The organism is Gordonia malaquae NBRC 108250, from assembly GCF_000344135.1.
In the GTDB taxonomy this organism is placed as follows: domain Bacteria; phylum Actinomycetota; class Actinomycetes; order Mycobacteriales; family Mycobacteriaceae; genus Gordonia; species Gordonia malaquae.
Genome location: NZ_BAOP01000021.1, coordinates 74,137 through 84,027 on the forward strand (window position 1 = coordinate 74,137; position 9,891 = coordinate 84,027).

The 9,891-nt window shown below is 65.5% G+C and carries 11 protein-coding genes and 1 tRNA gene; 3 read left to right on the forward strand and 9 right to left on the reverse strand.

Going from position 1 to position 9,891, the window contains the following annotated elements:
- The first annotated feature begins 176 nt into the window (after positions 1–176).
- Genes GM1_RS14645 through GM1_RS14655 form a run of 3 tightly spaced genes read left to right on the forward strand, consistent with a single transcriptional unit; the run spans position 177 to position 1,739 of the window.
- Positions 177–686, forward strand: coding sequence for a 2'-5' RNA ligase family protein (locus tag GM1_RS14645; RefSeq protein ID WP_040520261.1), 510 nt, complete (start codon positions 177–179; stop codon positions 684–686).
- The gene (locus tag GM1_RS14650) at positions 676–1,497 is read left to right on the forward strand and encodes a class I SAM-dependent methyltransferase (RefSeq protein WP_008380039.1); all 822 of its coding nucleotides are present in this window, start codon (positions 676–678) and stop codon (positions 1,495–1,497) included. The genes GM1_RS14645 and GM1_RS14650 overlap by 11 nt, the downstream gene beginning before the upstream one ends.
- A complete protein-coding gene (locus GM1_RS14655; protein ID WP_008380040.1) occupies positions 1,494–1,739 on the forward strand; it encodes a DUF1990 family protein in 246 nt (81 codons plus the stop codon). Before GM1_RS14650 ends, GM1_RS14655 begins: the two co-directional genes overlap by 4 nt.
- 46 nt (positions 1,740–1,785) lie before the next feature.
- Here GM1_RS14655 and GM1_RS14660 read toward each other — a convergent pair whose 3' ends face one another.
- The 9 genes from GM1_RS14660 to GM1_RS14700 form a co-directional block, all read right to left on the reverse strand.
- On the reverse strand, positions 1,786–2,538 hold the full coding sequence (locus GM1_RS14660; protein ID WP_040520240.1) for an amino acid ABC transporter ATP-binding protein: 753 nt from the start codon (positions 2,536–2,538) through the stop codon (positions 1,786–1,788).
- A 25-nt stretch (positions 2,539–2,563) separates the two neighbouring features.
- A complete protein-coding gene (locus GM1_RS14665) occupies positions 2,564–3,502 on the reverse strand; it encodes an amino acid ABC transporter permease (protein ID WP_008380044.1) in 939 nt (312 codons plus the stop codon).
- 3 nt (positions 3,503–3,505) lie between these two features.
- Positions 3,506–4,408, reverse strand: a complete 903-nt coding sequence (locus tag GM1_RS14670) for an ABC transporter substrate-binding protein (protein ID WP_008380045.1) — start codon at positions 4,406–4,408, stop codon at positions 3,506–3,508.
- 126 nt (positions 4,409–4,534) lie between these two features.
- Positions 4,535–5,602: an isocitrate/isopropylmalate dehydrogenase family protein gene (locus GM1_RS14675; RefSeq protein ID WP_008380048.1), complete on the reverse strand. Its 1,068-nt coding sequence runs from the start codon at positions 5,600–5,602 to the stop codon at positions 4,535–4,537.
- On the reverse strand, positions 5,602–5,844 hold the full coding sequence (locus GM1_RS14680; RefSeq protein ID WP_008380049.1) for a hypothetical protein: 243 nt from the start codon (positions 5,842–5,844) through the stop codon (positions 5,602–5,604). The genes GM1_RS14675 and GM1_RS14680 overlap by 1 nt, the downstream gene beginning before the upstream one ends.
- Before the next feature lie 2 nt (positions 5,845–5,846).
- Positions 5,847–6,317, reverse strand: coding sequence for an SPOR domain-containing protein (locus tag GM1_RS21625; protein WP_008380050.1), 471 nt, complete (start codon positions 6,315–6,317; stop codon positions 5,847–5,849).
- On the reverse strand, positions 6,317–8,980 hold the full coding sequence (polA, locus tag GM1_RS14690) for a DNA polymerase I (RefSeq protein WP_008380052.1): 2,664 nt from the start codon (positions 8,978–8,980) through the stop codon (positions 6,317–6,319). The genes GM1_RS21625 and polA overlap by 1 nt, the downstream gene beginning before the upstream one ends.
- Positions 8,981–9,070: 90 nt before the next feature.
- Positions 9,071–9,664: an ANTAR domain-containing response regulator gene (locus tag GM1_RS14695; RefSeq protein WP_008380053.1), complete on the reverse strand. Its 594-nt coding sequence runs from the start codon at positions 9,662–9,664 to the stop codon at positions 9,071–9,073.
- Positions 9,665–9,700: 36 nt separating this feature from the next.
- A tRNA-Leu gene (locus GM1_RS14700) sits at positions 9,701–9,782 on the reverse strand.
- Positions 9,783–9,891 lie beyond the last annotated feature (109 nt).

The following is a 9,891-nucleotide window of genomic DNA, read 5'->3' on the forward strand; positions in this document are numbered from 1 at the left end:
AGTAGGTACGTCGCTCCCGTGCGATCCGTGCAGGCCACAGCGGGTTTGACGATGATTGGACGCGCATGCCGGGCACGCGCGTATACCAGGTTACTACCCGGCGCTGGCCTGCACAAATAGAGCCCCATCGTCTCACGACTGGCTGTCGCCGCGTGCCGAATGACAGGATCGTCATCGTGGCTGCATCCATCGAACTCCTCCTCGACGACACCGCGGACGCCGCGATCCGCGACCGGTGGCGCTCACTGGCCGCCTTAGGGGTCGATCCGGCGATCGGCCGGCCTCACTGCACCTTGATCGCCGGCGCTCGGATCAGCGGCGCGGACTCCCATCTCGCGACGATTGCCCAGCGCCTTCCGATCCCGGTCCTGATCGGACCTCCGGTGGCGCTTCCAGCGGGTCCCGGTCTGTTCACCCTCGCTGCGTCTGTGGTTCCGTCGAGCGAACTCCTCTCAGTTCACGCCACCGTTCACCGGCTGTGCGGCGACGCAGTCGACGGCCTCGTCGACCACGTGACACCCGGATCGTGGACGCCGCACATCACTCTTGCCCGCCGGCTCACCGCCGACCGGGTGGGCTCGGCCCTCACCCTCGACTGGTCCCCGATTCCCGCGCATGCCAACGCGATTCGTCGCTGGGACGGCGACACTTCTTCGGAGACGGTGGTGGCCGGCCGTGCCTGCTGACACTCCTCGCCCGCCGCGTGTGCTCGGCGACGTCGACACCTCGACCAGCGAACGCGCGAATCGTTCGTGGTGGGACGCCGAGGCCGCCGAATACCACGCCGAACACGGCGAGTTCATCGGGAACCGGACGCCGGGAGGAGAGTTCGTGTGGGGCCCGGAGCGTCTCCGGGAGTCGGAGATCGGGCTCCTCGGCGACGTCGCCGACCGCGACGTCCTCGAAGTGGGGTGCGGTTCGGCGCCGTGTGCGCGCTGGCTCTCGGCGCGCGGCGCCCGCGTCGTCGGGCTCGACGTGTCTGCGGGGATGCTCGCGCATGCCGTCGACGCGATGAGACTCGACGAACGCCCGGTCCCCTTGGTTCAGGCCGGAGCCGAACGCCTCCCCTTCGCTGACGAGTCGTTCGACTTAGCATGTTCGTCGTTCGGGGCGATTCCGTTCGTCGCCGACTCCGCGCGGGCGATGCGTGAGGTCGCCCGAGTCCTGCGCCCGGGCGGGCGGTGGGTGTTCGCCGCGAATCACCCGATGCGGTGGATGTTCCTCGACGACCCCGGACCCGACGGACTGGTGGTCCGCATGTCGTACTTCGACCGGACGCCTTACTCCGAGGCCGACGACGACGGCGTCGTCACCTATGTCGAACACCACCGCACGATGGGCGACCGCATCCGCGAGATCGTCGGCGCAGGCCTCGTCCTGGACGACGTCGTCGAACCGGAGTGGCCCGAGGACCTCGATCAGGAATGGGGACAGTGGTCTCCCCTGCGCGGTTCGTACTTCCCGGGCACCGCGATCTTCGTCTGCCACAAGCCATGACCGCCGAACTCACGTACCGCGATGTCGGGGCCAGTCTGCGGGGCGAGGCGCCACCTGGTTTTCACGCCCTCCACCGCGAGACGCTGATCGGCCGGGGCGCCGACACGTTCGCCACCGCCCGTAGGTCGCTTCTGAGCTGGCAGGTCCAGCGGCGTTCCGGGGTACGGGTGCAGACCGCGTCCGACGTCGTGGCCGAAGGCGTAGAAGCCGTGGCCGACCGCTACGCCCGCGCGCTGCTCTGACCCGGCCGTCCGCCCGTCGAGCGGAGTCGAGACGCCGACGACGCGCTCAGAGAAGCTTCGACAGGAACGACTGAGTGCGTTCGTGTTTCGGGTTCGAGAGGATCTCGCGGGGATCGCCCTTCTCGACGACCACTCCACCGTCCATGAACACGAGCTGATCGGCGACCTCGCGAGCGAAGCCCATCTCGTGGGTCACGACGAGCATCGTCATTCCGTCGGACGCCAGACCGCGCATCACTTCGAGCACATCGCCGACGAGTTCCGGGTCGAGCGCCGACGTCGGCTCGTCGAACAGCATCAACTTGGGTTCCATCGCGAGCGCGCGGGCGATCGCGACGCGCTGCTGCTGGCCGCCGGAGAGCTGTGCCGGGTAGGCGTCGGCCTTTGCGCGCAGTCCGACCTGGGTGAGCAGGTCGAGCGCTCGCTCGGACGCCTGAGCCTTCGACTGTCCTTTGACCAGAACCGGCGCCTCGATGATGTTCTCCAGGACGGTGCGGTGCGGGAACAGGTTGAAGTGTTGGAACACCATGCCGATGTCTCGGCGCTGACGACCTGCTTCCTTCGGGCTCAATTCGTACAGTTTGCCGTCGCGTTCGCGGTAGCCGATGAGCTCACCGTCGACGGTGAGGCGTCCGGCGTTGACCTTCTCAAGGTGGTTGACGCAGCGAAGGAATGTCGACTTGCCCGACCCGGACGGACCGATCAGACAGGCGACCTCCCCGCGCTTCACCTCCAGCGTGACGCCGGTCAGCACGTTGAGCGCGCCGAAGTTCTTGCAGACCTGGTCGGCGACGACCATCGGGGTCTCAGTGGTGGTCACAGACTCAGCCTCCGATGAGGTTGGGGTTGTTGGCGGCGGCGAGGTTCTCCAGCTGCGCGTCAGACAGGTTTCGGGACGAGCCGCGGGCGTAACGCTTTTCGAGGAAATGCTGGCCGACCATCAGAACGCTTGTCACAGCGAGGTACCAGGCCGACGCGACGAGCAGCAGCGGGATCGGCTGGAAGTTGACGCCCGCGATGTCGCCCTGGCGGCCGAACACGTCGAGAGTGAACGGCACCGCCGACACGAGGCTGGTGGTCTTGAGCATGCTGATCAGCTCGTTGCCCGTCGGCGGGATGATCACTCGCATCGCCTGCGGCAGCACCGTCCGTCGCATCGTTTGACCCCACGTCATACCGAGCGCGGTCGACGCCTCCATCTGGCCCTCGCCGACCGACGAGATGCCTGCCCGGACGATCTCGGCCATGTACGCGGCTTCGTTCAGTGCCAGTCCGATTGTCGCGAGTACAAACACATGCTGGAGGCTGAACTCCTGCGCATCCCATTCGACGAACGTCGGGCCGAACGGCACGCCGATGTTGATCGTCGGGTACAGCGAACCGAACAGGCCCCACAGGATCAACTGGACGTAGACCGGTGTTCCGCGGAAGACCCACAAGTAGATCCACGCGGCCCAGCGGAAGACTCCGTTCGGCGACATGCGCATCACCGCGAGCAGCACGCCGAGAGCCACACCTCCGACCATTGCGAGAATGGTCAGTGCCAGCGTGTACCCGACGCCCGACAGGATCCTGACCTCGAAGAGGTACTTCCCGAACGTGTCCCAGTGATAGTTGTCATTGGTCGCTGCTCCGTAAATGAACAACCCGGCGAGGACAACCACAATCGTGCCCGCGACCCACTGCCCTGGGTGCTTCACCGGTATCGCTTTGATCGGGGCAGGCCTGCCGCTTTCGGCCGTCTGCTTGTCGTCAGTCGTCATGAGTTATTCCTTCGCCCCGTTGATCTCTGCGTGCTCGATCATTCCGGCCTGCACGCCCCAATGCTCGTTGATCGTCCGGTAGTAGCCCTTGTCGATGAGATGCTGCATCGCCTTCTGCACCGCGGCGGCGAGCGGCGAGCCCTTCTTGATCGGAAGTCCGTACGGCGCGGCGTCGTACGCGGGGCCGACCTGGTGCAGTTGGCCGTCGGTCTTCTTGATCGCGTACGCGGTGACGGGTGAATCCGCGGAGAACGCGTCCACCTGGCCGAGGAGCGTGGCATTCACAGCTTGGTCCTGGCTGTCGAACTTCACCTTGATGATCGGATCTTCACCGCGCGCTTCGCACGCCGCGCTCTTGGCCGGCACTTCGTCGGTGTCTTCAACGGTCGTCGCCTGGACACCGACGCGCAGACCGCACGCGTTGTCCGGGTCGATCTCACGTCCCTCTTTGGTGGCCCACTGCACGCCAGCGCTGAAGTAGGTCACGAAGTCGACCTCCTTCTCGCGTTCCAGCGAGTCGGTGAAGGACGACATCCCCATGTGGAAGGTTCCGGCCTGGATGGCGGGAATGATCTTGCCGAAGTCTGCTTCGAAGAACTTCGGCTCCAGCCCGAGGACTTGACTGACAGCCGTGACCAAGTCGACGTCGAAGCCGATGATCCGTCCTTCGCTGTCCTTGAACTCGTTCGGCTGATACGGCACGTTGGTGCCGACCTTCAGCACTCCCCCTGCGCGAATGTCGTCCGGAACGAGCGCCGCGATGTCGGGCTGCTTCGCGATGGTCAGCGAGATCGGCTTGGTGTCGTTGGCCGATTCGTCGACGACACATCCGGTCATCAGCAAGGCCGCACAGGCCAGCACACCTGCCAGACGCACGCGCATGGGCACCTTCTTGTTCTGTCGCATCGGTTGATGAAACTACTTCAATCAGAGACACGAGTATTGCCGATCCGAGTTCTCCGTCACGCCATCGGGTCCGGTCATGGAACCGAATCGTGAGTCTGAGCGTCTAATCCCCGTGCTCAACCAGATTCACAGCACGGCGAGCACGGCAGAACTGAACTCTCCTGTCGACGCCGTTCCTCCCAAGTCTGCGGTCGCCAGACCGTCGGCGAGGACGTGTGCGACGGCGCCATCGATCGAGTCGGCGGCCGCCCTGAGTGCGTCGGAGTCCCGACGTTCGCCCTCCCACCGGAGGAGCATCGCGACCGAGAGAATCGTGGCGATCGGGTTGGCGATCCCCTGCCCGGCGATGTCCGGAGCGGCACCGTGCACCGCCTGGGCCATCGCCCGGTCCGTCGAACTGTTCAACGACGCCGCGAGGCCGAGCGACCCCGACAGCTCAGCGGCGAGATCCGACAGGATGTCTCCGAACAGATTCTCCGTGACGACCACATCGAAGTCGGCCGGCCGCCGAACGAGGAGCGCTGCCATGGCGTCGACGTGCTCCGTGTTGACGGTGATGTCCGGGTAACGCTCGGACACCTGAAGACACACGTCTCGGAACAGTCCCGTCGTCAGACGGAGCACGTTCGCCTTGTGGACGACGGTCACATGCCCACGTCGACGCCGTGCCGCTTCGAACGCCTCCACGGCGATCCGTTCAGTCGCGGCCCGCGTGATCAATCCGACGGACAGTGCGACGTCGGGAGTCGGCATGAACTCGCCGCTCCCGACGGCCATGTTCCGATCGGCGTACAAGCCCTCACTGTTCTCCCGCACGATCAGCACGTCGATGTCGGGCGCCGTCGCGGGCACTCCGGCAACCGCGCGGGCGGGCCGCAGGTTGGCGAACAGATCGAACTGCTTGCGCATCACAGCACCAGGCGCGGGATGACGGAACGGCGGCGGGTACGCGGCACTGTCGTGCGGTCCGACGAGCCACAGCTCGATGCCGGACAGAGCGTCCAACGTCGACTCCGGAACGGGGGCGCCGTGCAGTTCAATCGCGGCGGCCCCGAACGGCAGCTCGACGGTCGCCAGCTCGACTCCGTGTGCCTCCAGCGCGCGCCGCGCGACGTCGACGGCCACCGGCACTACTTCCGGTCCTATCCCGTCGCCCTCGAGCACCGCAAGCCGAACGGTCTGGGTCTCGGTCATCAGTCCTCCTCAGCTTCACAGTCCGGAAGATCCGCGTCGGCCAGTTCCAGTGCGGACTCGTACGACCTGGTCATCGTGACTCCGTTCAACGGCGTATACGAAGCTTCGTACACGCGGTGCACACACGACCGTTCAGGCGGAGACGGTTCGACCACCACGAACATGACTGCCGCGACCGCGCCAACGACGGCGACGACGGCGGCGAGAAACGCTGGAACCAGTAGATCTGCCTTCGCACGCATGATCACTCCCCCGAATAGCGCACGTAGCAGGCACCGGAGCCGTACCCGCCGCACACGGACTCAGCGGCGGACTCGCTCGCGACGGGGATCACCACGACCCAGGTCGACGACGATCCGACGATGTACCCGGGCCTGACCACGGCACCGTGCTGCGCGGCGGCTGCGTCCGCGTTCGATCGATCGTTGAAGGCTCCGAGCTGTGCGTACCATCCCCCGGCGCCCGATTCGGTCCGGGTCGGCTCGGCGGCAGGCGGCGGCGTATGGGTCTCGGTGACGGTGACGGGCGGGGTGACCGTGACAGTCTCGGGAGTCGACGGCGCGGAGGTCAGTGCCGACGATGCGGCAGCGGGATCTGCCACCGCGTCGGACGAGTCCTTGACGATGAGCCAGCCGACTATCCCGAGCACACCGAGCAGTGCGATGATCACGGCGATGATCGCCGGCAGCACCCAGTCCTGTCGGCCGTCGCGCATCAGTGAGCTGCTTCGTCCCACGTGCGGCCGAAGCCGACCGACACCTCAAGCGGCACGGACAGCTTGATCGCGCCGCCCATCTCCTCGCGAACCAGCTTCTCGACGGCGTCGCGCTCGTCGGCGGCGACATCGAGCACGAGTTCGTCATGAACCTGCAACAGCATCCGTGACCGATGGCCCTCTGCCGCGAGTCGGTTCTGGACCTTGATCATCGCGACCTTGATGATGTCTGCCGCCGTGCCCTGGATCGGTGCGTTCAGCGCCATGCGCTCGGCGGACTGACGTCGCTGGAAGTTGTCCGAGTTCAGGTCGGGCAGGTAGCGGCGACGGCCGAACAGGGTCGCCGTGTACTCCTTGCGACGTGCTTCGACCACAACGTCGTGGAGGTAGTCGCGCACTCCGCCGAAACGGTCGAAGTACTGCTCCATCTGCTGCTTGGCCTCTTCTCGGCCGATGCCGAGCTGTGCGGCCAGACCGAACGCGCTCAGGCCGTACGCGAGACCGTACGACATCGCCTTGACCCGCGACCGCATCTGCGAGTCGACTTGATCGACCGGAACGCCGAACGCCCGCGATCCGACGAAGTTGTGGAGGTCCTCCCCCGACCGGAACGCTTCGATGAGCCCTTCGTCTTCCGAGAGATGCGCCATGATGCGCATCTCGATCTGCGAATAATCCGCCGTCATCAAGGAGTCGAACTCCGGCGCCACCACGAAGCCACCACGAATCTGCCGTCCGGCGTCGGTGCGCACGGGGATGTTCTGCAGGTTCGGGTCGGTCGACGAAAGACGGCCGGTCGCGGCGACGGTCTGGTTGAACGTCGTGTGGATACGGCCGTCGTCGGCGACCGACTTGAGCAGGCCGTCGACAGTCACCTTCAGGCGAGTGGCGTCGCGGTGCTCGAGCAGGAACTTGAGGAACGGATGCTCGGTCTTCTCGTACAGCGAGGCCAACGCGTCCGCATCGGTGGTGTAGCCCGTCTTCGTCTTCTTCGTCTTCGGCATGTCGAGTTTGTCGAAGAGGATCGTCTGCAGCTGCTTCGGCGATCCCAGATTGACCTGCTCGCCGATCACCTCGTAGGCGGATTCGGCGGCGTCACGGACACGCTGCGCGAATTCACGCTCCAGGTCGGAGAAGTGCTCGGTGTCGACGCCGATGCCGACCGCCTCGAGCTCGGCGAGAACAAACGCGAGGGGCAGTTCCATCTCGGTCAACAGCGACGTCGATTCTATGCGCTCGAGTTCGGTGTCCAACGCGTCGGCGAGTTCGGCGACCGCCCTCGCGGACAGCATCAGAGTCTCTGCCGCACGCGCGGAATCGGCGTCGTCGTCGAGCAGCGACAGTTGACCGCCGTCGTCCACTCCGTCGTCGGCGCGGAGTTCACGACGCAGGTAGCGCAGCGCGAGGTCGTCGAGGTTGAACGTGCGCTGCCCCGGTCGAACCAGGTACGCGGCTAGCGATGTGTCCGAGGTGACTCCCGCGACAGTCCAGCCGCGACCCCGGAAGGCGTGCACCGCCCATTTCGCCTCGTGGACGGCCTTCGCGACCGAGGCGTCCGCCAGCCAGTCGGCGAGAGCCGCCTCGTCGTCCACCGACAGGGCGACCGGGTCGATGTACGCCGCGTCACCGTCGGCAGCAGCGATCGCCAGACCGTCGACGTCGCCGCCGACGACGACGTGCTTGGCGTCCACGGCAAGTCCAGCACGTCCGGTCCTGGCGTGAGCGTCGAGCCAAGCGGCCACCTCGTCTGCGCCGAGCCGGGTGCCGTTGACCTCGAAACCCTCCTCCGCCTCGGGCTCCACCGACGACAGCGTCGAGAACAGGCGGTCGCGCAGAACCTTGAACTCGAGATCGTCGAACAATGCGTGGATCTTGTCGCGGTCCCAGGCGTGCAATGCGAGCTCGTCGGGTCCGGCAGGCAGTTCCATGTCGCGGACGAGTTCGGTCAGCCTGCGATTCATGATGACGCCGGCGAGGTTGGCACGCAGCGAGTCGCCGACCTTGCCCTTGACCTCATCGGCCCGATTGACGAGTTCGTCGAATGAACCGTATTCACGAATCCATTTGGCCGCGGTCTTCTCACCGACTCCCGGGATGCCGGGCAGATTGTCGGACGGGTCGCCGCGGAGCGCGGCGTAGTCCGGGTACTGCGCGGGCGTCAGACCGTACTTTTTCTCCACCTCGTCGGGGGTGAAGCGAGTCATCTCCGACACGCCGCGCTTGGGGTAGAGAACGGTGATGTTGTCGTTCACCAGCTGCAGGGAGTCGCGGTCACCGGTGACCACCAGAACGCGATAGCCCTGCTGGTCGGCTTGCGTCGCGAGTGTTCCGATGATGTCGTCCGCCTCGAACCCGTCGATGGCCATCACCGGTATCCCCATGGCGCCCAAGACGTCCTTGGTCAGGTCGACCTGGCCGCGGAACTCGTCGGGCGACTTGCTGCGCTGTGCCTTGTACTCGGGGAACATCTCCGACCGAAACGTCTGACGCGAGACGTCGAAGGCGGCCGCGATGTGTGTCGGCTCCTCATCGCGCAGCAGGTTGATCAGCATCGACGTGAAGCCGTACACGGCGTTGGTGCTCTGTCCGGTGTTCGTCTTGAAATTCTCCGGAGGCAACGCGAAAAACGCACGATAGGCGAGAGAATGCCCATCGAGAAGCATGAGGGTCGGGCGATTCTTGCTGGCGTTCGTCTGCGCTGGGCTCACACGAATGAGTCTAGTGGCGACCCCCGACAACGTCGGCCGGGGCCGTCAGTCGCCGAGCGTGTCGACGACGATCTCAGCGACCGCCTTCATCGTCACGCGACGATCCATCGCGTTGCGCTGGATCCACCGGAACGCCTCAGGCTCGGTGATCTCCTGCTTCGTCATCAACAGACCTTTCGCCTGTTCGATGAGCTTGCGCGTCTCGAAGCGCTCCGACATGTCGGCGACTTCGTTCTCGAGCGCCTTCAACTCGCGGTACCGGCTGAGCGCCACCTCTATCGCGGGCACCAGGTCGGCCTGGTTGAACGGTTTGACGAGATACGCCATCGCGCCGGCATCGCGCGCCTTCTCGACGAACTCGCGCTGGCTGAACGCGGTCAGCATCACCACTGCCGCCAGCCGCCTCGCGGCGATCTCGCTCGCCGCGTCGATCCCGTCGCGGACTGGCATCTTGACGTCCATGATCACAAGATCCGGATCGAGTTGTTCGGTGAGGTCCACGGCCACCTGACCGTTCGGAGCTTCGCCGACGACGTCGTATCCCTCTTCGCGGAGCATCTCGACAAGATCGAGACGAATGAGCGAATCGTCCTCCGCCACAACGACGCGGACCGCGCTGGCGGATGTCGCGTCGGACATTTGCGAGCCTTCCGTTCGTCGTCGTGTGGAAGTGCGTGCCCCGGGCCGGACTCGAACCGGCACCCCGTTAGAGACCGCATTTTGAGTGCGGCGCGTCTGCCAATTTCGCCACCGGGGCAGGTGGAAATTCGTGCGATGCACAAGTGTACGGACCCACCCCGGTCGATTTCCACTCGGGTATGAAGTCTTCTGCGACAAGAGAATCGGATCTCGACTATGACGGCGGC

Coding starts and splice junctions, on each gene's coding strand:
- GM1_RS14695 (WP_008380053.1), bottom strand. CDS start 9,664: ATGTCCGACGCGACATCCGCCAGCGCGGTCCGCGTCGTTGTGGCGGAG.
- GM1_RS14675 (WP_008380048.1), bottom strand. CDS start 5,602: ATGACCGAGACCCAGACCGTTCGGCTTGCGGTGCTCGAGGGCGACGGG.
- GM1_RS14655 (WP_008380040.1), top strand. CDS start 1,494: ATGACCGCCGAACTCACGTACCGCGATGTCGGGGCCAGTCTGCGGGGC.
- GM1_RS14665 (WP_008380044.1), bottom strand. CDS start 3,502: ATGACGACTGACGACAAGCAGACGGCCGAAAGCGGCAGGCCTGCCCCG.
- GM1_RS21625 (WP_008380050.1), bottom strand. CDS start 6,317: ATGCGCGACGGCCGACAGGACTGGGTGCTGCCGGCGATCATCGCCGTG.
- GM1_RS14680 (WP_008380049.1), bottom strand. CDS start 5,844: ATGCGTGCGAAGGCAGATCTACTGGTTCCAGCGTTTCTCGCCGCCGTC.
- GM1_RS14660 (WP_040520240.1), bottom strand. CDS start 2,538: ATGGTCGTCGCCGACCAGGTCTGCAAGAACTTCGGCGCGCTCAACGTG.
- polA (WP_008380052.1), bottom strand. CDS start 8,980: ATGCTTCTCGATGGGCATTCTCTCGCCTATCGTGCGTTTTTCGCGTTG.
- GM1_RS14670 (WP_008380045.1), bottom strand. CDS start 4,408: ATGCGACAGAACAAGAAGGTGCCCATGCGCGTGCGTCTGGCAGGTGTG.